Here is a 26,119-nt window from a genome sequence, read left to right on the forward strand (position 1 = left end):
TAACATGACAGGGTCAAGACTAGGACGACCATTATCAGACGAATAGGTATCTTCTACTAGGTCATAAATGAAGTCGAAGTCAATCACAGCTTCCACTTGGCGCAGGAAATGATCTGCAGGCACAAGCTGGTCAAGGGTATAGAAACCGTACTGATTGCGGTTATAGTCAGGTTTTTCTTTGTGTAGCATAGGAGAACCTCATAAGTCCTTTTTCTTATATTATACTCCTAAATACGAAGAAAAGCCCTTAGAAAATCAATTCTAAGGACTTTGTCTTCAGTCTGAAACTGTCCATTGGACAGTTTGAGGATGTGGACAAGCTCTATTTAGCCCCTTCCTTCGGTGTCGTCGGCTGCCTGTAATGTTCAGGGCTAAGTTTTAAGCTTAAGTCTGATAAATGCTGGCCTATGCATTTTTAGCCTTTACGGCTGATTTTGCGCCAGATGAGTTGGAGCAGGGTTGGGAGTTTGACTACCTTATCGTTTCCGATATGTTGACGAGCTATTTTGAGGATGGTACCCGAGTCCTTGGAAGCAAACAAGAATTTTCCTTGATCAGTATAAACTTCAAAATGGCGGCTAATTTTTTGGCCTTTACCAGTCACATTGGCCCCCATTTGTGTCACGTTAGACCATGGAATTTGGATGTATTGTTCCACATTAACATCGGGATAAAATTCCAGAGCGGTGTCCCCGATTAGGAATTTTCCAACCTTACTGCCAATTCCAAAGTAGGAAACCCCCGTGGTTTGGAATTCGATTGATTTGTTTAATGATTGTGCCATAAGCTCTCCTATTCTTCTGAAATATGGCTGGCGATAATGTCAAGATTACCTGAAAAAGTCCATTTTGTCACCTGATTTGGGAGGATGAAGTGTTTTCCTTTTTTCAGAGAAAAGCTGACGCCATCGCAGGTGATTTCTCCTGAACCATCGAGAACGCTGACCAGTAGATAAGGAGCTGTCTGCTCCATATCTGCTCTGCCTTGTAACTGCCAATGATAAACTGTAAAGAATTCATTGGATACCAAAAGCGTCGAGGTCAAATCGCCAACTTTTAAAGTAGCAGGATGACTATTTTGTGGTTTGCCAATGTAGCTAACATCGATAGATTGCTTCAAGTGAAGTTCGCGAGTCTGTCCGCTATCGTCTTTGCGGTCAAAATCGTAAACCCGATAGGTGGTATCGCTGGATTGCTGGGTTTCTAGGATCATGATACCTTTACCGATAGCATGAATGGTACCACTAGGGACGTAGAAGAAATCACCAGCTTTGACAGGGACGTGTGTCAGAAGGTTATCCCAGTCCCCTTTTTCAATCATCTCTTGAAAAACGTCCTGAGATTTAGCTTCGTGACCATAGATAATTTCGGCTCCTTCATCAGCTGCAATGACATACCAGCACTCAGTCTTACCCAGCTCGCCTTCGTGTTTGAGGGCATAAGTATCATCTGGATGCACCTGAACACTGAGCCAATCATTGGCATCAAGGATTTTTGTTAAAAGGGGAAAAACCTTGTCCTTGGGATTTCCGAAAAGTTGAGGTTGTTGGACATAGAGTTTATCCAAAGTATGACCGGCAAATTCACCGTTTGCCACCCTAGATACACCGTTTGGGTGGGCTGAGATGGCCCAATATTCCCCTGTCTGTTCACAAGGAATGTCATAACCAAAGTAATCACGAAGCTTTGTGCCTCCCCAAATTTTGGGTTGCATTTGAGAAATTAAAAATAAAGGTTGAGTCATATCAATTACCATTATATCATATCGTCTATCTGATGTGATAAAAGCCCTTTGGAAGAACCAAAAGGCTTTTATATAGGAGTTTCTTTAGAAAAACTTTTTTACATGATGCCAAGAACGCGAGCGACAACTCCAAGAACAAAGAGTCCAACAATCATGACGATTGGAGAAACTTTTTTCTTAAGCAAATGCATACATGCAAATGTCAAGAGAAGCCCCATAAGTCCTGGGATAAGTGCATTGATTTGGCCTTGAAGGGTTTGAGCCTGCATTTGATCAAGACTCATGCCGCTGAGGGCTTGTCCTAGGATACCTTTAAGCTCAACGCCAGTTACAGCCCCTTCAGGGAAGACAACGAAGGCCCCTTCTGATAATTGTTTTGCAGGAAGATCAACCGTGAAGTTGATGGATACCCAACGTTGTACCAAAACGGCAAGAATGAACATACCAAGAATAGAAGCCCCTTTTGTGATATCTTGGAGGATGCCGCCAGACATGTCTTTAGTGATTTCTTTACCTGATTTGTAACCAAATTCTTGAGTGTACCACAAGAAGGCCATGCGGATGATGTTCCAACCGAAGAAGAAGAGCATAGGACCAACAAGGTTACCTGTTGCTTGTGCAAGAGAGGCACCAAGGGCTCCAAGGATAGGACGTACTGTAAACCAGAAAACTGGGTCACCGATACCGGCAAGAGGTCCCATCATACCGATTTTAACACCTTGGATAGCTGTGTCATCAATTTCCGCACCGTTAGCTTTTTCTTCTTCAAGGGCAAGTGTTACACCAATGATTGGTGCGGCAACATACGGGTGAGTGTTAAAGAATTCCAAGTGACGCTCAAGGGCAGCAGCTTGGTCTTCTTTGTTAGTGTAAAGTTTTTTGATAGCTGGGATTAAAGCATAAGCCCAACCCAAGTTTTGCATACGCTCATAGTTCCAAGAACCTTGCAAGAATTGTGAACGCCACCAAACTTTTTTACGATCAGCAGATGTTAATTGAACGTGTTCTGTCATGATTGTTCTCCTCTCTAGTAATCTTCTAAGATGTCGCCGATTGGGTCGTTAGAACCAGAAGCAGAGCCTCCACCGTTGCCACCTTTTTTAGACAAGTTAAGGTAGATAAGGGCGATTGCTACACCCATAGTACCAAGAGCGATAAGTGTGAAGTCAGTTACAGCTGCAAAGACGAAACCAAGAGCGAAGAATGGCCAAACTTCACGAGTAGCCATCATGTTGATAACCATGGCGTAACCAACGGCAACAACCATACCACCGCCGACAGCCATACCACCTTTAAGCCATTCTGGCATCATGTTAAGTACCTCTTGAACAGCCTCGGCAGGCATAGCCAACAAGAGGGCGGCAGGGACAGCGATACGAAGACCTTGAAGGATAAGTGCGATAAAGTGAGCGCGTTCAACAGTAGCAAAGTCAGCACTTTTAGCAGCGTTATCAGCCACGTGAACCAAACCAACAGAGATTGTACGCACAATCATTGTCAAGAAAAGCCCAGCAACTGCAAGAGGAATAGCGGCTGCAGTTGCAACGTTGATACCAACGTTAGAGAAATCGCCACCTTTAATAAAGATGATAGCAGCAGCAACAGAAGCAAGGGCAGCGTCAGGAGCTACCGCAGCACCAATGTTTGCCCAACCAAGAGCAAGCATTTGAAGAGCACCGCCAAGCATGATACCTGCCGAGAGGTTACCAGTTGCCATACCAATAAGTGTACATGCAACGATTGGTTGGTGGAATTGGAATTGGTCTAGGATGCCTTCAAGTCCAGCCATGAAAGCAATGATGACCACGAGAATAGCGGAAATTAAAGTAATATCCATTTTCTTAAGTCCTTTCGAAAATAATAAATATAAGCAAATAATGAGTCACATCATTTTACAAGTGAGAGGCTAGAAAGAGTCTAATGGGCTCCTCCTATAATGCCTATCTGTGTCATAATCCTTGATGATAATTTATTGCACATTTGCTTTCTTAATGAGTTCAAACAAGTCTTTTTTAGAATCATTTGGTACTTTGCGGACGTCAAATTTGATGCCGAGGTCACGCAATTTTTCAAAGGTAGCCACATCGTCTTTATCCATAGAAAGAACGTTGCTGACCATAGTTTTACCAGTTGAGTGAGCCATTGAACCAACATTGAGTTCTTCAATGTGTACGCCACCCTCAATCGCTTGAAGAGCTTCTTGCGGAGTTTCAAAGAGAATGAGCGCGTGTGTACCGCCAAAACGAGGGTCTTTAGCAGCTTCAATCAATTTCTTGATTGGAACAACGTTTGCTTTGACACCGTTTGGTGCAGCTTGTTTGATTAATTGCTTGCGTAGCTCATCTTTAGCAACGGTGTCAGATGCCACGATGATGCGGTCTGCTTTTGATGCTGGAGTCCATCCGGTGGCAACCTGTCCATGAAGAAGACGCGTATCAATACGAGCAAGATTAATTTTTAATTTACCATCGCCGATAACTGTTCCTTCTGGGATAGCTCCTTGAGGTGTTTCCGCTTTGATAGGAGTTGCAGCTACTTCTGCAGGTTGAAGTTCTTCTGGAAGAACCCGAACACCATCCTTAGCTTCCTTAATGATATTTGCGGCTACTTGTTCAACACCTGCTGAGGCGTCCATCATGCGCTCAGTATAGGCTTGAATAAGCATTGGTAAGTTTAAACCAGTTATGATGGCAAACTTACGGTCTGGGTTTTCCCCTGCAACGCGACTAGCTTGGTTGAAAGGTGATCCTGACCAAAGATCGGCTAAAACAAGCACTTCATCTTCGGCGTCAAATTGAGCGATGGCGTTGTTGAATTTAGCATAGAGGTCATCTGGACCTTCACTTGGCATAAACGTTACAACTTGAACTTTTTCTTGTTCACCAAAAATCATCGAACCTGATTGATGAATTCCAGCGGCAAATTCACCGTGGCTTGCGATAACGATTCCGATACCCATTCTTGAGTTCCTCCTTATACTTATTTTTTGTGTTCTTTTTTGAAAACTCCTGCCAAGGACTCTTGACAAATATCTACAATTTTGAACAACAAATTCAAGAACGGTTTATATTCTAAAACGTTTTCAGCAAAAATGCAAGGATTTTCTCAAAAAAGGAGTTAAAAGCCAAAAATAAATAGCAATAGCTCAAGTATAGTATAAAAAAGATATACTGATTAAAATTTTGAATTGAAAGAATTTTCTGAATTTATTATAATAGTAGGAAGTGATAAAAATTTTGCTAAAGTCTAGCGACTAGTACAAAATGTGTTATAATGGGAGTGAACTTCTCAGAAATAGGTTAGGAACATGCATAAGATTATTTTCGGGCATATTATTGCTGTTTTTTTAGTTATTAGTATTTTGGTTTTTCAGCCCAGCGTTGATGGGCTACTCATCAATACGGTAACATCTTTTATCACCCTAGAATTGGGGCTGATGGGGATAAATTCTAATAACGGCGTGATTCGTTTGTCCACAGCAGGAGCTTGGTTTTATTTTTATCCGATAACCTTCTATCAATTATTTAGTATTGCTTCAGTTTCTTGGAGTGGAAATCAGATTTGGACAGCAGGCGATCTCCCTAGTTTTCTGACCTATTTAGCTAGTCTCCTTTTTGCTTTGGCAGCAGCTACTGTTAGTTTGAAGTCGCTGATGAAAGTTCTCAAACTAGGAATCTATACTGAACTTGCCATCATGGCAATGGCGACTCTGTATGCTGGCTTTGCCATCCATTTTATGAGAACGGGCAATGCGGGTTGGATGGACTTTATTGCCAGTCCTTTGAACTTTGTTCAGATTGTTTGGGCTAACATGGCGACCATTGATTTGACTTTCCTTTTAGGCTTTGCAGCCATTCAAATGATCCTGGCCCTTTTATTGGGAGATTAATTATTGTAGTAGAGAAAAGAAATCATTTCGGAAACGATATGATTTTTTTGTTTTTTAAGTTAAAAGCATTGAAAAATGAACGAAAAAGTGATAAACTATCTAAGTCGTTCGTATTTAGCGAATAATTTTTTATTTTACTTGAGGAGAAATTTTTCACATGGAAAAGTTTTTTAAATTGAAAGAGAACGGAACAACCGTGTCTACTGAAATCATGGCTGGACTGACAACTTTCTTTGCGATGTCATACATTCTCTTTGTCAATCCATCTATCTTGGGTGCGGCCGGAATGCCAACACAAGCAGTCTTCCTTGCGACCATTATCGCAACTGTTATTTCGACCCTTATCATGGGGTTATTTGCCAATGTACCATATGCTCTGGCACCGGGTATGGGGCTTAATGCCTTTTTCACTTATACAGTTGTCTTCGGTCTTGGTTTTACTTGGCAAGAAGCACTGGCAATGGTTTTTATCTGCGGTCTTTTTAATATTTTTATCACAGTGACTAAGGTTCGTAAGAGTATTATTAAAGCTATTCCAGTTAGCCTTCAACATGCTATCGGTGGTGGTATTGGGGTTTTTGTCGCTTATCTTGGTTTTAAAAATGCCAATATCATTGAGTTTTCACTCTCTGGTGCTAATATTGTGACCATCAACGGTGCGGCTCCAGCGGCAGCGGATTTGTCAAATGGAGTGAACTCTATCGCCGCTAATGGTGGTGTGGTTCCTGCTATCTCGACTTTTACAGATCCTGCAGTGCTTTTGGCAGTTATCGGTCTTTTAGTGACAGCAGTTCTTGTCATTAAAAATGTCCGCGGAGCAATTCTTATCGGAATTATTGTCACAACCCTCCTTGGTATTCCTATGGGTGTGGTTGATGTTGCTCACATCAATTTTTCAAATAATATCAGTTCAGCTTTTGCTGAACTAGGGACAACCTTCCTAGCAGCTTTTGATGGTATGCGCACGCTCTTTAGTGATAGTTCACGCCTACCACTGGTTTTGATGACCATCTTTGCATTCTCCCTTTCTGATACGTTTGACACCCTTGGTACATTTATCGGAACAGGTCGAAAAACTGGTATTTTCTCTGAAGAGGATGAAGCAGCTCTTGAAAATTCATCAGGTTTCTCTTCTAAGATGGATAAAGCTCTCTTTGCAGATGCAATCGGAACATCAATCGGTGCTCTCTTTGGAACTTCAAATACTACTACTTACGTTGAATCTGCGGCAGGTATCGCTGAAGGGGGTCGCACTGGTTTGACGGCTGTGTCAACTGCGATTTTCTTCCTGCTTTCAATCATTTTCTTGCCAGTTATTGGTGTAGTACCAGCAGCTGCAACAGCTCCAGCTCTTATCATTGTCGGAGTGATGATGGTATCTTCATTCTTGGATGTGGATTGGCACAATTTTGAAGAAGCTCTGCCAGCCTTTTTTGCAGCCTTCTTCATGTCATTAGCTTACTCTATCTCATACGGTATTGCGGCGGCTTTCATCTTCTACTGCTTGGTAAAAGTGTCGACAGGTAGGGCAAAAGAGATTCACCCAATCCTTTGGGGGGCGACCGCTCTCTTTATTCTAAACTTTGTTATTTTGGCAATTTTGTAGGTCAGTACTATCTTAAACCCGCTTCGGCGGGTTTATTTTTTGAAAATATTTGGACGCATGGATAACTTTTTGGTAGAATAGACCATATGTTATACAGTCAAAATGAAAATGAATTGATTGCTCTTGGACAAAGGTTGGGCAAGCTTATCCAAGCTGGCCAGGTTTTGGTCTTGAGTGGTGATTTGGGTGCCGGAAAGACAACATTTACAAAGGGTCTTGCAAAGGGACTTGAGATTGAGCAGATGATTAAGAGTCCGACTTATACGATTGTTCGTGAGTATGAGGGGCGTCTGCCACTTTACCATTTAGATGTTTACCGCATTGGGGATGATCCAGACTCGGTTGATTTAGATGACTTTCTCTACGGGGATGGGGTGACTGTCATCGAGTGGGGGGAGCTATTGACTGATTTACCTGCAGATTATTTGGAGATTCGCTTAGCGCATTTTGGAGAGGGTAGGCAGTTGGATTTTCAGGCAAACGGCAGTCAGAGTCGGGTGCTTTTGGAGGCTTTTGGAAATGGCTGAGCAGGAACTTCTGATTTGTGAGGCGCAGCCAGAAGATGCTGATAGCTTAGCTGAGACCCTAAAGATGGTGCAGGAAGAGTCAGATTTCTTAACCCGAGACAGTAACAGCTCCGCCATGTCCCAAAAACAAGTCAGAGACTTTATCCTGCAACAAGGGCAGAAAAACAATGCCATCTGTCTTGTGGCAAAAGTTGGGGATAAAGTAGTGGGTCTGCTTAACGTGGCGGGAAATGACTTTTCTGGAACAGAACATATTGGTGAGATTTTTATCGCAGTGAGGTCCGCTTATCAAGGTTACGGTATTGGAAGCTATTTGATGGAGACTCTGATAGACTGGGCAGAAAATACTCCTCAAGTGCGTCGGCTTGAGCTTGATGTGCAGGTTCGCAATACAAAGGCTGTGCACCTTTATCAAAAATTTGGCTTTGCCATTGAAGGTACTAAAAAGCGTGGTGCTAAAACAAAGAATGGAGAATTTCTTGACGTTTATGCTATGGCAAGACTGATGGATTAAAAAGACATGAAACTTGGAAAAAAAATTGCTTTAATGTTGCTAGCTATTATTGCGACTACGGTGGTGGCGGCTGGGGTCTATTTCACCTCTGCTTTTAATTACTCAACAGAGGAGTTTAGAAAGACTTTCAAGGAGGTAGATACGGGAACGACCAGCACGGCTATTGAACACACAGAGCCTTTTTCAGTGCTCTTGATGGGGGTTGATACGGGTTCTGGGGATCGTAAGGATCCTTGGGCTGGAAATAGTGATTCCATGATTGTGGTTACGATTAATCCGGTAACCAAGCGAACTACTATGACTAGTCTAGAGCGCGATATATTGACAACTCTTTCTGGATCAGCGGATAATGATATGAATGGTGTCGATGCAAAGCTAAATGCTGCTTATGCTTCAGGAGAAGCGCAGATGGCTATCATGACGGTTGAAAACTTGCTGGATATTAAAATTGACAAGTACATGCAGATTAATATGCAAGGACTGGTTGATTTGGTCGATGCGGTCGGTGGTATTAAGGTGACCAATCATTTTGATTTTGATATTTATATCGGGGAGCAGGAGCCTGAGTATACGGCACGGGTTGCTCCCGGGACTCATAAAATCAATGGAGATCAAGCCTTAGTTTATTCGCGGATGCGTTATCAGGATCCTGAGGGAGACTATGGGCGCCAGCGTCGCCAACGTGAAGTGATTGGTTTGGTTGTTAAAAAATTGCTGGCCTTAGACAGTGTCAGTTCCTATAAAAAAGTGCTAAAAGCCATCAGCAATAATATGCAAACCAATATTGAAGTGACGGATAAAACCATTCCGAGTCTTTTGGCTTATCGTGATTCGCTTGATACCTTGGAAAATTATCAGTTGCACGGCGAGGATGCCACTCTGGCAGATGGAGGGTCTTATCAAATCGTCACTGCAAAGCACTTGCTTGAAACTCAAAATCGTATCAAGTCAGAATTGGGCTTACCGACCTTAGAAAATTTGGAACATACCAATGCTGTTCTCTATGAAAATCTCTATGGTTATTCGCCAGAAACCTACTATCCAGATGAAAATGCTCAAAAGACGAGTTCGACGACAGCTACCACAGATAGTATAGAGACGACAGAGACAACTTGGGAGTGATAGATAAGGAGATATTACTGAAAAAGAGTGAGTCTCATAAAATTCTCGTAAATACTTTCTAAAGTAATAGATAAAAATTGAAAAGCGAATGAAAGATTGGTCTCTTTGAACCAGTTATTATCATTCGCTTTTTTGGGCCTCTTTGTCAACTGTAGTAGGTTGATGAGAAGCCAAGTTCAAGAGAGAGTCAAGTAGGTTTTCTTTTTTGATGTTTAAATAAAGCGATAAGAATTTTAGTTTTGAAGGTATAAAAGTTACGAAATCCAAATGATGCCTGTTTGATTTCCTTGGTTGGTACAATCATACTCGTGACCAGTGTCTTTATTGGCAAGGGTAAGCTGTGGACACATTTGATAGGCTCTGCGAAGTCTGAGTATGTCAAGTGGGATTTGCTAGCCTGCTTTGTCATTTTCCCAAGTATTTGCGTCAGCTTTCCCAAAAGTCTGGGAATGTGCTATAATAAGAGGAACTATGATATTATGGGAGAAAGCATGAGTATAGATGACTATTTGCCCACCTTTGTGGTTGAGGCAGTGTATGATTTGAAACCTGAGATGTTGCGTGAACACGGGATTAGAGCGGTTTTGGTGGATCTTGATAACACCTTGATTGCTTGGAACAATCCTGATGGCACCCCTGAACTTCGGGAGTGGCTTGATGACATGACAGAGGCGGATATCCCCGTAGTGGTAGTCTCAAATAATAAGCATAGCCGTGTTGAACGTGCGGTTCAGCCCTTTGGCGTGGACTTTGTCAGTCGGGCAATGAAACCTTTTACACGTGGTATTAACATGGCAATTGAGCGTTATGGTTTTGACCCAAACGAGGTAGTCATGGTAGGAGATCAGCTTATGACAGATATTCGTGCGGCTCACCGTGCAGGAATCAAGTCGATTTTAGTCAAACCTTTAGTCAAATCTGATGCTTGGAATACTCGATTGAATCGCTGGCGCGAGCGTCGTGTCTGGAAAAAAATTGAAGACAAGTATGGAAAAATAATGTATCAAAAAGGAATTTAATGGAAAAACTATTTTGTATTGGCTGTGGATCTCAAATACAATCCACAGACAAGAAAGCAGCAGGCTATACGCCAAAATCAAGTATTGAAAAGGCTGAGGAAACAGGTGAGCTTTATTGCCAACGGTGTTTCCGTTTGCGCCACTACAATGAAATTGTGGACGTCCACATCACCGATGACGAGTTTCTCAAGCTCCTTCACGAAGTTGGTGATAGCAATGCTTTGGTTGTCAATGTCGTTGATATTTTTGATTTTAACGGATCTATTATTCCGGGGCTATCACGCTTTGTTTCAGGAAATGATATCCTCTTGGTTGGAAATAAAAAAGATATTTTACCAAAATCAGTTAAAGATGGAAAAGTAACTCAGTGGTTGACAGAACGTGCTTACGAAGAAGGGTTACGACCTGTTGATGTCATCTTGACCTCAGCACAAAATCATCATGCTATAAAGGAATTGATTGATCGCATTGACAAATTGCGCAAAGGACGCGATGTCTATGTTGTTGGTGTGACCAATGTCGGTAAATCCACTCTCATCAATGCGATTATCAGAGAAATTACAGGCAACAAGGACGTCATTACAACCTCTCGCTTCCCAGGAACGACCCTTGATAAAATTGAAATTCCGCTTGATGACGGAAGTTACATTTTTGATACGCCGGGCATCATTCATCGTCACCAGATGGCACACTACCTGACGGCTAAAAACCTTAAGTACGTCAGCCCCAAAAAAGAAATCAAACCTAAAACTTATCAGCTCAATCCCGAGCAGACTCTATTCTTGGGTGGTTTAGGCCGTTTTGATTTTGTTTCTGGGGAAAAGCAGGGCTTCACAGCTTATTTTGATAATAATTTACAGTTTCACCGTACCAAGCTTCAAGGTGCAGATGCTTTCTATAACAAACATGTAGGAAATCTCTTGACACCGCCGAATGATGAGGAAAGGATAGATTTTCCCAAGTTAGTTCGTCATGAATTCACTCTCAAAGAAAAGACGGATGTGGTTTTTTCAGGGCTTGGCTGGGTACGTATCAACGGGAAAACGTCAGCTCCAACGGTCGTTGCTGCTTGGGCACCAGAAGGTGTCGGTGTCGTGATAAGAAAAGCCTTGATTTAGCATCTCGTTGCGACAGTAGGTCTGTATAGCTTGTGAACAAAGCGAGGATGTCCGATAACTGTCGCTCTAGTGAGAAGGTAGAGAGTGGGATAAAAATCGATAAATCGGCATGTTGCCGATGTCGATTTTGTCATTCTACCTCCGCACAGTTGATTAGAAAAGGTGGTTATCCATTGTGTAGCAAGGGATGAGAACTTTCAATCAACTACTGTGCTAAAGTATCTATCTGCAATCCTGTTAAAAGGCTAGGACTATTGTCTCAACCTCTTGATGAAGGAAAAGGAAGTGCCGTAGGCTCTCAATTTAGGCGTGGAATCATGATTTAGTCGCTTTCAATCTTGCTATTGAAGTGAGGTACCAAAAAGAAAAATTAAAGGAATAAAAACATGTTGACAAGTAAACAACGTGCTTTCCTAAAGTCGGAAGCACACAGTCTCAAACCCATCATTCAGATTGGGAAAAATGGTCTCAACGACCAAATCAAAACCAGTGTTCGTAACGCATTGGATGCCCGTGAATTGATTAAAGTCACTCTTCTTCAAAATACAGACGAAGACATTCACGAAGTCGCGGAAATTTTAGAAGAAGAGATTGGTTGTGATACCGTCCTAAAAATCGGTCGCATCCTCATTCTTTATAAAGAATCTGCTAAAAAAGAAAACCGTAAACTCTCACCAAAAGTCAAAGCAATCACACAAGGCTAGAACCTCGTGTCACTGCTCTGCTATTTAACAAGAAATAAAACAAAGAGGCTAAGTCTGTCAGAAACCGACGGTAGAAAGCCATAGATCTGAAATTATGCCAATAGAATTACTAACACCTTTTACCAAGGTTGAACTTGAAACCAAAGAAAAAGATAAGGGTCGTCGCCAGGTAGGTATTTTGGGTGGAAATTTTAACCCTGTCCACAATGCTCACCTGCTTATAGCAGACCAAGTGCGGCAGCAGTTGGGGTTAGATGCTGTCTACCTCATGCCAGAGTACCAACCACCTCATGTGGATAAAAAAGAAACGATTGATGAAAAGCACCGCCTTAACATGCTCTTACTTGCTATCAACGGTATTGAAGGACTTGACATCGAACCAATCGAGATTGATCGAAAAGGAATCAGCTATACCTATGATACGATGAAACTTTTGACAGAAGCTAATCCAGATACAGATTATTACTTCATCATTGGAGCAGATATGGTTGAATATTTGCCTAAGTGGCACCGTATTGATGAGCTGGTTGAGATGGTTCAGTTTGTTGGTGTACAACGTCCAAAATACAAGGCTGGTACCTCCTATCCGGTCATCTGGGTGGATGTCCCCCTTATGGATATTAGCTCGACAGCAGTCCGAGATTCGATTAAAAATGGACACACGCCCAACTTCATGCTACCAGCACCAGTCCTTGATTACATCAGGAAAGCGGGGCTTTATCAATGAGTTACGAGACTTACACAGGCTTGTCGCGCTCTGCTATTTTGGAAAAAGTGCGAAGCGCTATGAGCGAGAAAAGGTTTACACATGTACTCGGTGTTGAAGAGTCGGCAATGGACTTGGCTAGACGCTACGGAGCAGATGAGACAAAGGCTAGCCTAGCGGCACTTCTGCATGACTACGCCAAAGAGCGTCCAGATGAGGACTTCTTGTCTCTCATTGATGACTGTGATTTGGATTCGGACTTGAAAAAATGGGGGAATAATATTTGGCACGGTGTTGTAGGCTCCTTTATCATCAGCCAAGATTTTAATCTGCAAGATGATGAGATTTTAAGGGCGATTGAGCGTCACACCGTGGGAGCTGCTGAGATGAGCTTGCTTGACAAAGTGCTCTATGTGGCCGACTACATTGAGCCAGGTCGGAATTTTCCAGGCGTAGATGAAGCCCGTCGCCTTGCTCAAATAGAGTTGGACAAGGCAGTTGCTTTTGAAACGGCACGAACTGTGGCACATCTCGCTAGTAAGGCGCAGCCCATTTTCCCGCAGACGATTGAAACCTACAATGCATTTTGTAAGTATTTGAAAGAGGACTAGATGGGAACAGCTCTCTTAGTGATTGATATTCAAACCGCCTTGATAGAGGCTAAACCCTATGCTGTTGATAACTGCTTGTCTGGCAAAAAGCAATCGCCACTTGTCGTGAGAAAAACATAGAGGTGATTTACGTTCGCCACAATGATGATGAACTACTGACAGGAAGTCGTGATTGGGAACTTTACGAAGCTATTGCTCCAGAAGATGGTGAGAAAATCTTTGATAAGCATTTTAAATAGTGCATTTAAGGGAACTCATTTACAGGCTTATCTGGATAGCCAAGCTATTGAGCGCTTGATTATCATTGGTATGGCTACTAATTATTGTATTGATACGACAATCAAGGTTGCATTTGAATTAGGCTATAATGTGACTGTCATCAAAGGTGGAACGACTACTTTTGATGATATGAAAATCACAGCAGAGCAGTTGGTTGAATATTACGAAAATATCTGGAATGGTCGTTTTGCTCAGGTAGTTGAGTTAGAAAATATGTTAAAAGAGGATTAAATGGATAAAAAAGAATTACTAGAATTAGTTGTTAAGGCCGCTGATGAAAAGCGTGCTGAGGACATTGTGGCTCTTGACTTGGCAGGATTAACTAGCTTGACAGATTATTTTGTTATCTTGACAGCTACCAACAGCCGTCAACTGGAAGCTATTGCAGATAATATTCGTGAAAAAGTCAAGGAAGCTGGGGGCGATGCTAGTCATACCGAAGGAAAAGACGGCTGGGTTCTCATTGACCTTAACGATGTTATCGTTCATATTTTCACAGAAGATGAGCGTCTTCACTACAACCTTGAAAAACTCTGGCACGAAGCTCCTCTGGTGGACGTGGCAGACTATATCGCATAGCATGAAACCTTGTCATCAGACAAGGTTTCAGACTTAAGAAAAGGTGGTAGTGTCTCATTTGCCGTTTTCTACTAAATGATACAAAGGAAAGTAACTTTATCATCATGAGGAGTGAAGCGAGTCTTATCGTCACGTTTGCTATGCTGAAAAGTGCAGAAATCAGCTTTTATGAAACTCAGAAATTTTGAGACTTGAGCTCAAAGCGTAGCCACGGAATTCTGTTAAGCAGTCGCTGGCGTCCGACACCACCTATGGAAGTGGCAAAAATAGAGACTGCAGTTAGGAAGAAAAGTGAGATTTGATGAATAAAAACTACGAAAAATTTGCATCGGTATATGATGCTATCATGGATGATACGCTTTATGATAAATGGACGGCCTTTAGCCTACGCCACTTGCCAAAAAAGGAAGGGGCCAAGCTCTTGGAGTTGGCATGTGGGACGGGGATTCAGTCCCTTCATTTTGCCCAGGCAGGCTTTGATGTGACGGGGTTGGATTTGAGTCAAGATATGCTGGATTTGGCAGCCAAACGAGCCAAAAAAGCTCATGTGAATATTCCTTTTGTTCAGGGGAATATGCTGGATTTGTCGTCGGTCGGAACCTTTGATTATGTGACCTGTTATTCGGATTCCATCTGCTATATGCAGGACGAGGTCGAGGTGGGGGATGTCTTCAAGCAGGTCTACGACCACCTCAAGGAAGGTGGGGTATTCATCTTTGATGTCCACTCGACCTATCAGATAGATGAGGTCTTTCCAGGTTATTCCTATCATGAAAACGCAGAAGATTTTGCCATGGTCTGGGATTCTTATGCCGATGATGCGCCCCATTCCGTGGTTCATGAATTAACCTTTTTCATCCAAGACGAGGATGGTCGATTCACCCGCTTTGACGAAGTCCATGAGGAGCGGACCTATGATATCCTGACCTACGACATCCTCTTGGAACAGGCCGGTTTTAAGTCCTTTAAGGTCTATGCGGATTTTGAGGATGAGGAACCTGGGGATACGAGCAGAAGATGGTTTTTTGTTTGTAGGAAGTAAAGAGGAATAGCTTATGACTAATTTGCTTTTTATCGTTAGCTTGGGGTTTGCTGGCATTGATCCTGTCGGTATGATGTTGCTTATCACTATGCAGTGACTGGACTTATCTTCTTCTCAGTATTCATATTTGTAGCGGATTTGATTGTTTACTGGTTTTCAGGGACCTGGCTTCTAGGCTAAATTGGAGGAAATTTCATGACCATCTCAGGAATTATCGCGGAATTTAATCCTTTTCACAATGGGCATAAATACTTACTTTCTCAGGCTGAAGGATTGAAAATTGTGGCCATGTCGGGCAATTTTGTCCAAAGGGGAGAGCCGGCCATCATTGACAAGTGGACGAGGACCCAAATGGCCTTGGAAAGCGGAGCTGATTTGGTGGTTGAATTGCCATTTTTAGTCGCGGTTCAGTCGGCTGATTATTTTGCTCAGGGAGCGGTTGATATCCTGTCCCGTCTGGGTATTGATACCCTGGTCTTTGGCAGTGAAGAGCCTCTTGAGTATCAGCGTTTTTCGGATATTTATGGGGAAAAAGCAGAGCAGATGATGGACTTTTTAGAAAGTCTGCCGGACTCTATGACTTATCCACAGAAAACGCAAAAGATGTGGGAAAGTTTTGCGGGGGTAAGGTTTACAGGGGAGACCCCCAATCATATTCTCGGATTAGCCTACGCCAAGGCTTGCGCAGGAAAAAGGCTTAAGCTCCACCCAATCCAGCGTCAGGGAGCGAGCTATCATTCTACAGAAAAAGATGTCGTTTACGCCTCTGCAACCAGTTTGCGCCTTCACAGAGAAGATAAGGGATTTGTAGAAAAATACATGCCCTCAGGTGACTTGTTCCAATCATCTCCGCAGGTGGATTGGGCAAATTACTTTGACCTGCTCCGCTATCAAATCCTGACAAATCCTGATTTGACGCAGATTTTTCAGGTGAATGAGGAGCTAGCTAGCCGTATCCGCTCTGCCATTTCCCAAAGTAAAACCGTTGACGAGCTTGTGGAACAAGTAGCGACTAAACGTTATACCAAGGCGCGTGTTCGTCGTGTTTTGACTTACATTTTAGTCAACGTTATGGAAAAACCGCTACCTCGGGCTGTCCATGTCCTTGGTTTTACTGAAAAAGGCCAGAAATATCTAAGCACAATCAAAAAAACGGTGGATGTAGTCGTTCGTATCGGTAGGGAACCTTGGGACGACATAACACAACAAGCTGATGCGGTTTACCAGCTGGGACATGCAGGGATGACTGAGCAGAGTTTTGGGCGCGTTCCGGTGAGAAAATGAGGAGGTGAGAGGTGAAAGTGGATCTTTATCAGCTCTATCAACTGATGCTAAAGGAAATGGGGCCAACGAATTGGTGGCCAGCAGAAAGTAAGGAGCAGATCTTGGTTGAGGCCATTCTCATTCAAAACACGACGGAGTCTAATGCTATCAGGGCTAGTCACAATATTGCAGAGGCGACAAACTATAATCTACAAAAACTCCTAGCACTAGAAACGGAAGTTTTGCAAGAGTTGGTTCGTCCATCAGGCTTTATGAAAAATAAGGCCAAGAGTCTTCAGAGTGTAGCGGCTTGGGTGATAGAACAAGGTCAAGATTGGGAAGCGATTAACCAGCGTTATGGAAATAACTTGCGGGAGAGGCTCTTATCCTTGTTCGGCGTGGGTGATGAGACTGCGGATGTCTATCTGGCCTATCTTTTTGATCAACCAGCTTTTGTAGCTGATAAGTATGCTAGAACTCTCTTCTGGCATTTGGGGGTTGAACATTTAACCGACTACAAGAGTTTGCATAAAGAATTATCAATCTTACCGGCTCCATTTACTTACCAGGATGCTCAGGAATTCCACGGGCTTATCGATGAGTTTGGCAAAGCTTATTTTGGGAGAAGTAAGCAGTTTAGCCAAAGTTTCTTAGCGAATAAGTGTTTAGAGTTTTAGAAACAAAGAAATTGACAGAAAATTCAACCAAAATGTTAGAATTATGGTAAAATAGAGACAAAATCAAGGGAAGAAGGATGACAAATGACTGATAAACATCTGAAAGACCTCCGTCACCGCTCAGGAATCTACGATAGCATGGTAAAATCGCCTAACCGCGCCATGCTTCGTGCCACTGGTATGACAGACGAAAGTTTTGAAAAACCAATCGTGGGTGTGATTTCAACATGGGCAGAAAATACGCCGTGTAACATGCACCTGCATGATTTTGGAAAACTGGCTAAAGAAGGTGTCAAAGATGCGGGAGCTTGGCCTGTTCAATACGGAACCATCACGGTTGCTGATGGGATTGCTATGGGGACACCTGGCATGCGCTTTTCGTTGACTTCGCGTGACATTATCGCAGACTCTATCGAGGCGGCTATGGGGGGGCATAACGTGGATGCCTTCGTGGCTATTGGTGGTTGTGATAAAAATATGCCGGGCTCCATGATCGCTATTGCCAACATGGATATTCCAGCTATTTTTGCCTACGGTGGAACAATAGCTCCAGGAAATCTCAACGGAAAAGACATCGACTTGGTATCCGTTTTTGAAGGAATCGGAAAATGGAACAACGGTGACTTGACCGCTGAAGAGGTTCGTCAAATCGAGTGTAATGCCTGTCCTGGACCTGGTGGTTGCGGTGGTATGTATACTGCCAATACCATGGCTACTGCCATTGAGGTAATGGGCATGTCCATTCCTGGCTCTTCTTCTCACCCTGCTGAATCTCCTGAGAAGAAGGCTGATATTGAAGAAGCTGGTCGTGCTGTTGTACGCATGCTAGAACTTGGCATCAAACCATCTGACATTATGACGCGTGAAGCCTTTGAAGATGCCATTACAGTCACCATGGCACTCGGTGGCTCCACCAACGCTACTCTGCACTTGCTAGCCATTGCTCACGCTGCCAACGTTGATTTAACTTTGGAAGACTTCAATGATTTCCAAGAACGCGTGCCTCACTTGGCAGACCTGAAACCATCAGGAAAATATGTTTTCCAAGATCTCTACAATGTCGGTGGCGTCCCAGCTGTCATGAAATACTTGCTGAAAAACGGCTTCCTCCATGGTGACCGCATCACCTGCACAGGTAAAACAGTTGCGGAAAACCTAGAGAATTTTGCAGACTTGACTCCAGGTCAAGATGTCATCATGCCACTTGAAAATCCAAAACGCGCGGACGGTCCCCTCATCGTCCTCAAAGGAAACTTGGCGCCAGAAGGGGCTGTTGCTAAGGTATCTGGTGTGAAAGTCCGCAACCATACAGGTCCAGCCAAAGTCTTTGATTCTGAAGAAGAAGCGATTGAAGCAGTCTTGACTGACGAAATTGTAGATGGCGATGTTGTCGTAGTACGTTACGTTGGACCAAAAGGTGGGCCAGGTATGCCAGAGATGCTCTCATTGTCTTCTATGATCGTTGGTAAAGGTCAAGGTGATAAGGTTGCCCTGCTAACGGACGGTCGTTTCTCGGGTGGAACCTATGGGCTTGTCGTTGGGCACATTGCTCCGGAAGCACAAGATGGTGGACCAATTGCCTATCTACGTACGGGAGATATGGTCACCGTTGATCAAGATACTAAAGAAATCACCATGCATGTCTCTGATGAAGAAATTGCAGAGCGTAAGAAAACAACGGTTATTCCACCGCTTTACAGCCGAGGTGTCCTAGGTAAATATGCCCATACCGTATCGTCAGCTTCAAAAGGAGCTGTAACGGACTTCTGGAATATGGACAGAAGTGGAAAAGCCTGACCTGGGCTAAGTAGCTTGAAAAAGCCGCTTGATGATGTAGACAAACTTTAGTTTTGTTCCCAGCCTTAAGCTTTGTTGGCTGTCAGCAACTTTTTGCCGGAATTCCCTAGTTGAGATTGGAGACCAAGTCTCAAATCTATTGGATTGCATAAAGTAAGCAGGCTTATGCGGTTCTCAAGATAGTGGAAGTTGTGGTAAAGCTTACTTTGTTCGTCGCGGTAAAGTTCTTTTGCTTGTATCGTTTAGCAGAGCGAGTCGGCAAATGAGAAATAGGGACTTTGTATTCAGTCTAAAGCAGCTTTGTCAAGCTGCTTTTTAGGCTCAGTTTATTTTCTAAGCTTTAAAAAAAGCAAATAGTTGATTTTATGGATTTATTAAATGACCGCTTTGAGTTTTCAGGTGCTAAAATTGCCCTGCTGCATGACAATCATCTGATTAGCATTTTGCGGGATGATATTCCGACCATCCCTTTTCCTAATGCTTGGGATTTGCCAGGTGGTGGTCGTGAGGAGAACGAAACGCCCTTTGAGTGCGTTCAACGTGAAGTTTTTGAAGAACTAGGTATCAGTATTTCTAAAGAAAGCATTGATTGGGTGAAAAAATATCCAGGTCTGATAAATCCGAGTCAGACCTCTGTTTTTATGGTGGGCTCCATCAGTCAAGAGCAAATCAATGCTATCATTTTTGGTGACGAGGGGCAGACCTATAAGCTTATGCCGATTGAGGAGTTTTTAGTGAATAACCAGGTCTATGGCAGTATGCAAACACGGTTAAGAGATTATTTGGAAGTGTCTAATCGTCATATAGAATGAACCTTAGATTTCTTTGATTTTGGCTTAAAGTCATCGCGATTTTGTTGCTATTTTCGACAACTTATGAAATACTAGGAGATAAGTTTGCAGTATTTTGCTGAGCTAGATGGTATTGGCACATGGTGAAGCAGCTCGTCATGAGTGATATCGGTAGAAAACCAAAATATTGAAATGGCTATCATAAAAAAGGTGGTTCGGTAAATAGATTTTATCTGAACTTTTCTAGAAAATATAGAAAGGAACTGAGCGATTGTGTCATAGAACACAGTGGAGAAGTTAGCGAAAAGGCGGTAAGGGTAAGAGATTGCTACTTTCTATCCAGACCTTATTTTTTTGCTTCCTCCTAATCGCTCCTTATATTCTAATATGTGGCAAGAATTAACCATCACTATTCATCGTGATGCGGAGGAGGCAGTCTCAAACCTCCTCATTGAGACGGGCAGTCAAGGAGTTGCTATCAGCGATACGGCTGATTATCTAGGGCAGGAGGATCATTTCGGTGAGCTCTACCCTGAAGTTGAACAGACTGATATGATCGCGATTACAGCTTATTATCCTGATACCATGGATATTGCTTTGGTAAAGGCAGAGCTGGAAGCTGGTCTTGACCTCCTTAGAAAATCTGGTCTTGAGACAGGAGAAATTAGCTTTTCAACGCAAGCTTTGGCCGAGGAAGACTGGGCTGAAAACTGGAAAAAATACTACGAACCAGCCCGTATCACCCACGATTTGACCATCGTACCATCTTGGACAGACTATGAGGCTGGAGAGGGTGAAAAGGTAATCAAACTTGATCCAGGAATGGCTTTTGGAACGGGAACGCACCCAACCACTAAGATGAGCCTCTTTTCTCTGGAACAAGTGCTTCGCGGTGGCGAAACCGTCATTGATGTGGGGACAGGTTCAGGTGTCCTTTCTATAGCAAGTTCCCTTCTTGGGGCTAAGGCTATTTACGCCTATGATTTAGATGATGTGGCGGTGCGCGTGGCTCAAGAAAACATTGATATGAACCCAGATATGGACAATATCTACGTGGCAGCGGGTGATTTGCTCAAAGGCGTTGACATTGAGGCTGATGTCATAGTTGCTAATATTTTGGCAGACATTCTTATTCATCTGACTGAGGACGCTTATCGTCTGGTTAAGCAGGAGGGGTATCTGATTATGTCAGGTATCATCGCAGATAAGTGGGACATGGTTCGTGGGTCGGCTGAAAGCGCAGGCTTTTTCCTTGAAACCCATCTGATTCAAGGTGAGTGGAATGCAGGTGTCTTCAAGAAAACTGACGACATTTCAGGTGTGATTGGAGGTTAGATGCAGCAGTATTTTGTAAATGGCAGAGCTGAAAGTTCAGTTACTATTACCGATAAGGATACCATCAAGCACATGTTTCAGGTCATGCGCTTGTCTGAGGGCGATGAAGTCGTATTGGTTTTTGATGATGGAATCAAACGTTTGGCACGTGTGTCTGACAGCCTAGCTCACACTTTTGTTATAGTCGAAGAGCTAACTGACACCGTAGAACTACCAGTCCAAGTGACCATTGCTTCAGGTTTTCCAAAGGGAGATAAGTTGGATTTAATCACTCAGAAAGCTACTGAGCTTGGAACTTACGCTATCTGGGCCTTTCCAGCAGACTGGTCGGTGGCCAAATGGGACAGTAAGAAACTAGGCAAAAAAGAGGACAAGCTGATTAAAATTGCTCAGGGGGCGGCTGAGCAGTCCAAACGAAATGTCATACCTAAAGTCAAACTTTTTGAGACAAAGACTGATTTTTTATCCCAACTAGATGATTTTGATAAGATCTTTGTGGCCTATGAGGAGTCGGCTAAAACTGGTGAGATGTCGGTCTTGGCGCGTGAATTACAGATGGTGGAACAGGGGCAGAAACTTCTCTTTATCTTTGGACCAGAAGGTGGTATTTCACCTAAAGAAGTCGAAGTTTTACAAGCTCGGGGAGCTATTCTTTGCGGACTAGGGCCTCGTATTATGCGGACAGAAACGGCCCCACTTTATGTTCTGAGCGCTGTAAGCTATGAATGTGAATTGAGAAGCTAGGCTTGTGGTAGCGGTCACTATTGTTTTTGGTTTGTGGGACATTTAACTAGAATAATTAGAGTGTTAGAACGCGGAGTTCTAGCACTTTTTATTTGCTAGATTGAAATCTTATTTGGGCGCCATGTCATGTTTTCTGCCTTAAAAAACAAGAAAACGTTCGCAAAAAACGAACTGTGTTAGTTTTTGTAACATATATTTGTGTTTTTTCTTGTCAAGCCTAAGAAAATGATGTATAATATCCGACATAGAAAGTCGAGGTATCTGTATGAATGAAACATTCAAAAAACCTATAGTAACAATGGTATAACGTATGAATTTTTTTATATTGCAGCAGTTTGCCAGCAAGAATCTGTTAATATTCATACAATACCCTACACAATTCGTATTTTGCTAGAGAGCTTAGTCAGAAAAAATGATGGAATTGATGTTACAAATAATCATATAACAAATCTAGTCAACTATTCGGCAGAATCTCCTCAGGGGGAAGTTCCTTTTAAGCCTAGTCGTGTTATTTTGCAAGATTTTACTGGAGTACCTGTCGTGGTTGATCTGGCCTCTATGAGGGATGCTATGGCAAAAAAAGGTGGTAACCCTGATCTTATCAATCCTGAAATTCCAGTTGACTTGGTTATTGATCACTCTGTTCAAGTTGATTTTAACGGGACAGCATCAGCCTTGGAAAAAAATATCGACTTGGAATTTAAACGCAACAATGAGCGCTACGAATTTCTGAAGTGGGCAGAACAGTCCTTTGATAACTATCGAGCAGTTCCACCTGCAACTGGAATCATCCACCAAGTTAACATTGAATTTTTGAGTGACGTTGTTATTGCAAAAGATGGTCTGCTTTATCCAGATTCCATGTTTGGAACAGATAGTCATACCACGATGATTAATGGGATTGGCGTTTTAGGCTGGGGAGTTGGTGGAATTGAAGCTGAGGCAGCTATGCTTGGTGAGGCTTCGTATTTTCCTGTACCCGAGGTCATCGGTGTGCGCTTGTCAGGTCAAATGCCAAAGGTGGCAACAGCAACGGATTTGGCTTTAAAGGTCACCCAATTATTGCGCCAACATAAGGTAGTTGGTAAGTTTGTAGAATTTTTTGGAGATGGTCTGGCAAATCTTAGTTTAGCTGATCGTGCAACTGTGGCCAATATGGCACCAGAATACGGTGCCACTTGTGGTTATTTCCCTATTGATGATGAAACTCTAAATTATATGCGTTTGACCAACCGAAGCGAAGAACAGCTTGCTCTAACGGAAGCGTATGCCAAAGTAAATCATCTTTTCTATGATCCAACTACTCAACCACACTATACAAAGGTTATTGAACTTGATTTGTCTACTATTTCCCCATCGATTTCTGGACCAAAGCGTCCGCAGGATTTGATTGATTTAGCGGATGTCAAGAAAGCCTTTCAAGAATCCCTTGTGCGTGAGGCGGGTGTTCAAGGGTTTGGGCTTTCCAAAGAAGAGATAGATAAAGCGGTGACTGTTCAGATAGGGGAGCATAGTGAGGAAATCAAGACAGGGCATGTGGCTATTGCCGCTATAACGTCTTGTACAAATACTTCAAATCCCTATGTTCTGATGTCTGCAGGGCTTTTAGCTAAAAAAGCAGTTGAAAAGGGACTAAGGGTTTCACCGACTGTGAAAACGTCTTTAGCACCAGGATCAAAAGTAGTAACAGGATACTTGGAAAATTCTGGTCTTCAGACTTATTTGGATAAATTAGGATTCAATCTTGTCGGTTATGGCTGTACAACATGTATCGGAAATTCAGGAAATCTTCTCCCAGAAGTATCAAGAGCTATTATCGACTCCGATTTATTGGTTTCAGGTGTTTTATCGGGGAACCGAAATTTTGAAGGGCGAATCAATCCTCTTGTTAAAGCGAATTTCTTGGCTAGTCCACCACTTGTTGTCGCCTATGCTCTAGCTGGAACTACCAATATTGATTTGACAACTGAGCCACTTGGCTTTGATAGTAATGGACAAGCTGTTTATCTGGAAGATATCATGCCGAGCAAACAAGAGGTTGTTGATTATGTTGACAAATATGTGACCCGAGAGCTCTTTGCAAAAGAATATGGCAATGTCTTTTCGGACAGTGACAAGTGGAATCAAATTCCAACGGATAATAGTCAGTTTTACAACCGGGATGTGGCATCAACCTACATCCAAAATCCACCTTATTTTGATTCCTTGGGAGAAGATTTAGCCATTAAGCCTTTAAAAAATCTTCAGGTTCTAGCAAAATTCGGAGATTCAGTAACCACAGACCACATTTCACCAGCGGGGAATATTGCTCTAAACAGCCCTGCGGCAACCTATCTAGATGATCACGGTGTCGCTTATGCTGATTTTAACTCTTATGGCAGCCGTCGTGGAAATCATGAAGTTATGATGAGAGGGACATTTGATAATATCCGCATTAACAATCATTTAGCAGCGGGTAAGTCTGGGGGTTATACCAATTATCAGGGGGAGATTATTCCTATTTACGATGCGGCCATGCATTATAAGTCTAATAAGATTGGAACCTTAGTGATTGCAGGGAAAGACTATGGCATGGGTTCAAGTCGTGACTGGGCTGCAAAAGGTGCTAATTTGCTTGGTGTTAAAGCCGTTTTGGCTGAAAGTTTTGAAAGAATCCATCGTTCAAATCTAGTCATGATGGGCTTGTTGCCTCTGCAATTTTTAGAAGGAGAAACGGCTGAAAGTCTTGGTATAACTGGTTTAGAAAGTTATGATATCAACCTTTCAGAAAATCCAGGGATCAATGAGATTGTAGATATTGTCGCTCGCGACGAAAATGGTGAGAAGCGATTCCAAGCTATTGTGCGTTTTGATGCGGATGCGGACATTCGTTACTATCAAAATGGTGGGATTCTTCCGATGGTAGTGCGCAAAAAATTAGAGGGGAGTAAGTTATGACAGCAACTGGAGGTTTAAAAGATTTGGTAGCCTGTCAGACTCGAATCAGTTCGATTATTGATGATGACTTGGCTTATGCAGGATACAATATTTCGGAATTTATGGATAACAATGCGAGTTTTGAGGAAGTTATTTATCTTCTTTGGAACCTGCATTTACCTACGGTAATGGAGCTGAATAAATTTGTTCAGGAACTTCGTTCAGAGTATGCTATTAGTGATGCTGTGGAACAATGTATCTTATTGCAGTCTCGTCAACACTTACATCACATGAGTATCTTGCGATCGACGGTTAGTTTGTTAGGGGTTTATAATATTGATGCAGAAGATCATTCGCCAGAGGCTGTGTATCGCCAATCTATTCAGCTAATGGCGAAGATGCCGACCATAATTGCAGCGTTTGCCCGAGTTCGTTCGGGTCAGACTCCTATTGCTCCGCGCAAAGATTTGGGATTTGCGGCAAATTTTCTCTATATGTTGACGGGAAGTGAACCGACAGAGCTAGAAGAGAAGGCCTTGAATCGCGCTCTGATTCTTCACGCAGATCACGAATTGAATGCCTCAACCTTTGCAGCAAGGGTCTGTGCTTCGACCTTATCAGATATTTACTCCTGTGTCACGACAGCCATTGGGACGCTTAAGGGGCCTTTGCATGGGGGAGCCAACGAACGGGTTTTCGATATGTTACAAGAAATTCGAGAACACGGAGATACCAAGTCTTATCTGCAAGAAAAATTAGCGTCACATGAAAAAATCATGGGCTTTGGGCATCGGGTTTATAAGACTATGGATCCTCGTGAAAAATATTTGCGTGAAATGGCAAAAGAATTAACAGTAGGCATTGAAAATGAGATTTGGTATCAATTATCCCGTGAGATTGAGGATTACATGAAACATACCAAGGGTTTGATTCCTAATGTTGATTTTTATTCAGCGACAGTTTATCATGTCTTGGGAATTGATAGTTCCACTTTCACGCTCATTTTTGCTATGAGCCGAGTATCTGGTTGGATTGCTCATATCCAGGAACAACAAAAAAATAATAAGCTAATCCGTCCGAGATCACGTTATCTGGGGCAGACAAACCAAGAATATATTTCAATAGGTAAGCGTTAAG

The 26,119-nt window shown here is 42.7% G+C and carries 26 protein-coding genes and 1 pseudogene; 21 read left to right on the forward strand and 6 right to left on the reverse strand.

The genetic code is table 11. From position 1 onward, the window contains the following. The 6 genes from G576_RS0106255 to G576_RS0106280 form a co-directional block, all read right to left on the reverse strand. Window positions 1-189: transposase (locus tag G576_RS0106255; RefSeq protein ID WP_027973881.1), on the reverse strand; the 189-nt coding region annotated here is incomplete at its 3' end. A gap of 226 nt (window positions 190-415) precedes the next feature. Further along, window positions 416-784: a DUF956 family protein gene (locus tag G576_RS0106260; protein WP_027973882.1), complete on the reverse strand. Its 369-nt coding sequence runs from the start codon at window positions 782-784 to the stop codon at window positions 416-418. A gap of 8 nt (window positions 785-792) precedes the next feature. Then, complete coding sequence (gene manA / locus G576_RS0106265) at window positions 793-1,743, reverse strand: mannose-6-phosphate isomerase, class I (protein WP_027973883.1); 951 nt, start codon at window positions 1,741-1,743, stop codon at window positions 793-795. Between the two features lie 98 nt (window positions 1,744-1,841). Further along, window positions 1,842-2,756, reverse strand: coding sequence for a PTS system mannose/fructose/sorbose family transporter subunit IID (locus G576_RS0106270; protein ID WP_027973884.1), 915 nt, complete (start codon window positions 2,754-2,756; stop codon window positions 1,842-1,844). A 14-nt stretch (window positions 2,757-2,770) separates the two neighbouring features. Further along, window positions 2,771-3,580 carry a PTS mannose/fructose/sorbose transporter subunit IIC gene (locus G576_RS0106275; RefSeq protein ID WP_037618649.1) on the reverse strand — a complete coding sequence of 270 codons (810 nt, stop codon included), beginning with the start codon at window positions 3,578-3,580 and terminating at the stop codon, window positions 2,771-2,773. A 132-nt stretch (window positions 3,581-3,712) separates the two neighbouring features. Next, window positions 3,713-4,702: a PTS sugar transporter subunit IIB gene (locus tag G576_RS0106280; protein WP_027973886.1), complete on the reverse strand. Its 990-nt coding sequence runs from the start codon at window positions 4,700-4,702 to the stop codon at window positions 3,713-3,715. 348 nt (window positions 4,703-5,050) lie between these two features. Here G576_RS0106280 and G576_RS0106285 point away from each other — a divergent pair, with 348 nt between their 5' ends. The 21 genes and pseudogenes from G576_RS0106285 to G576_RS0106395 all read left to right on the forward strand — a co-directional run bounded on the left by G576_RS0106285 (window position 5,051) and on the right by G576_RS0106395 (window position 26,118). Then, a complete protein-coding gene (locus G576_RS0106285; protein ID WP_027973887.1) occupies window positions 5,051-5,632 on the forward strand; it encodes a DUF1361 domain-containing protein in 582 nt (193 codons plus the stop codon). Window positions 5,633-5,789: 157 nt separating this feature from the next. Next, a complete protein-coding gene (locus G576_RS0106290) occupies window positions 5,790-7,238 on the forward strand; it encodes an NCS2 family permease (protein WP_027973888.1) in 1,449 nt (482 codons plus the stop codon). Window positions 7,239-7,324: 86 nt separating this feature from the next. Then, on the forward strand, window positions 7,325-7,765 hold the full coding sequence (gene tsaE, locus G576_RS0106295; protein ID WP_027973889.1) for a tRNA (adenosine(37)-N6)-threonylcarbamoyltransferase complex ATPase subunit type 1 TsaE: 441 nt from the start codon (window positions 7,325-7,327) through the stop codon (window positions 7,763-7,765). Next, window positions 7,758-8,279 carry a GNAT family N-acetyltransferase gene (locus G576_RS0106300; RefSeq protein WP_027973890.1) on the forward strand — a complete coding sequence of 174 codons (522 nt, stop codon included), beginning with the start codon at window positions 7,758-7,760 and terminating at the stop codon, window positions 8,277-8,279. Before tsaE ends, G576_RS0106300 begins: the two co-directional genes overlap by 8 nt. Before the next feature lie 6 nt (window positions 8,280-8,285). Beyond that, a complete protein-coding gene (lytR, locus tag G576_RS12455; protein ID WP_083959970.1) occupies window positions 8,286-9,401 on the forward strand; it encodes a glycopolymer--peptidoglycan transferase LytR in 1,116 nt (371 codons plus the stop codon). A gap of 491 nt (window positions 9,402-9,892) precedes the next feature. Next, window positions 9,893-10,420 carry a YqeG family HAD IIIA-type phosphatase gene (locus G576_RS0106310; RefSeq protein ID WP_027973891.1) on the forward strand — a complete coding sequence of 176 codons (528 nt, stop codon included), beginning with the start codon at window positions 9,893-9,895 and terminating at the stop codon, window positions 10,418-10,420. Next, window positions 10,420-11,538 carry a ribosome biogenesis GTPase YqeH gene (gene yqeH, locus G576_RS0106315; protein WP_027973892.1) on the forward strand — a complete coding sequence of 373 codons (1,119 nt, stop codon included), beginning with the start codon at window positions 10,420-10,422 and terminating at the stop codon, window positions 11,536-11,538. The genes G576_RS0106310 and yqeH overlap by 1 nt, the downstream gene beginning before the upstream one ends. A gap of 386 nt (window positions 11,539-11,924) precedes the next feature. Further along, window positions 11,925-12,242 (forward strand): ribosome assembly RNA-binding protein YhbY, encoded by a 318-nt coding sequence (gene yhbY, locus G576_RS0106320; protein WP_027973893.1) that lies wholly within the window; start codon window positions 11,925-11,927, stop codon window positions 12,240-12,242. Between the two features lie 94 nt (window positions 12,243-12,336). Further along, window positions 12,337-12,969 carry a nicotinate-nucleotide adenylyltransferase gene (locus G576_RS0106325; RefSeq protein ID WP_027973894.1) on the forward strand — a complete coding sequence of 211 codons (633 nt, stop codon included), beginning with the start codon at window positions 12,337-12,339 and terminating at the stop codon, window positions 12,967-12,969. Beyond that, entirely contained in the window at window positions 12,966-13,559 is a 594-nt protein-coding gene (gene yqeK, locus G576_RS0106330) for a bis(5'-nucleosyl)-tetraphosphatase (symmetrical) YqeK (protein WP_027973895.1), read from the forward strand. Before G576_RS0106325 ends, yqeK begins: the two co-directional genes overlap by 4 nt. Further along, window positions 13,560-14,069, forward strand: a pseudogene (locus G576_RS12460) (cysteine hydrolase family protein). Then, on the forward strand, window positions 14,070-14,417 hold the full coding sequence (rsfS, locus tag G576_RS0106345) for a ribosome silencing factor (RefSeq protein ID WP_027973896.1): 348 nt from the start codon (window positions 14,070-14,072) through the stop codon (window positions 14,415-14,417). A gap of 301 nt (window positions 14,418-14,718) precedes the next feature. Beyond that, window positions 14,719-15,459, forward strand: a complete 741-nt coding sequence (locus tag G576_RS0106350; protein ID WP_027973897.1) for a class I SAM-dependent DNA methyltransferase — start codon at window positions 14,719-14,721, stop codon at window positions 15,457-15,459. 195 nt (window positions 15,460-15,654) lie between these two features. Further along, window positions 15,655-16,743, forward strand: a complete 1,089-nt coding sequence (locus tag G576_RS0106360; protein WP_027973898.1) for a nucleotidyltransferase — start codon at window positions 15,655-15,657, stop codon at window positions 16,741-16,743. A gap of 11 nt (window positions 16,744-16,754) precedes the next feature. Continuing rightward, window positions 16,755-17,399, forward strand: coding sequence for an endonuclease III domain-containing protein (locus G576_RS0106365; RefSeq protein WP_027973899.1), 645 nt, complete (start codon window positions 16,755-16,757; stop codon window positions 17,397-17,399). An 84-nt stretch (window positions 17,400-17,483) separates the two neighbouring features. Then, window positions 17,484-19,196, forward strand: coding sequence for a dihydroxy-acid dehydratase (gene ilvD, locus G576_RS0106370; RefSeq protein WP_027973900.1), 1,713 nt, complete (start codon window positions 17,484-17,486; stop codon window positions 19,194-19,196). Window positions 19,197-19,561: 365 nt separating this feature from the next. Further along, window positions 19,562-20,008 carry an NUDIX hydrolase gene (locus G576_RS0106375; protein ID WP_037618652.1) on the forward strand — a complete coding sequence of 149 codons (447 nt, stop codon included), beginning with the start codon at window positions 19,562-19,564 and terminating at the stop codon, window positions 20,006-20,008. A gap of 366 nt (window positions 20,009-20,374) precedes the next feature. Next, a complete protein-coding gene (prmA, locus tag G576_RS0106380) occupies window positions 20,375-21,322 on the forward strand; it encodes a 50S ribosomal protein L11 methyltransferase (RefSeq protein WP_037618669.1) in 948 nt (315 codons plus the stop codon). Continuing rightward, on the forward strand, window positions 21,323-22,066 hold the full coding sequence (locus G576_RS0106385) for a 16S rRNA (uracil(1498)-N(3))-methyltransferase (RefSeq protein WP_027973903.1): 744 nt from the start codon (window positions 21,323-21,325) through the stop codon (window positions 22,064-22,066). It begins immediately after the preceding gene. A gap of 276 nt (window positions 22,067-22,342) precedes the next feature. Further along, window positions 22,343-25,003, forward strand: a complete 2,661-nt coding sequence (acnA, locus tag G576_RS0106390; protein WP_027973904.1) for an aconitate hydratase AcnA — start codon at window positions 22,343-22,345, stop codon at window positions 25,001-25,003. After that, window positions 25,000-26,118 (forward strand): citrate synthase, encoded by a 1,119-nt coding sequence (locus G576_RS0106395; RefSeq protein ID WP_027973905.1) that lies wholly within the window; start codon window positions 25,000-25,002, stop codon window positions 26,116-26,118. Before acnA ends, G576_RS0106395 begins: the two co-directional genes overlap by 4 nt. The last annotated feature ends 1 nt before the right edge of the window (window position 26,119 follow it).

This window comes from Streptococcus porci DSM 23759 (assembly GCF_000423765.1).
Taxonomy (GTDB): Bacteria; Bacillota; Bacilli; order Lactobacillales; family Streptococcaceae; genus Streptococcus; species Streptococcus porci.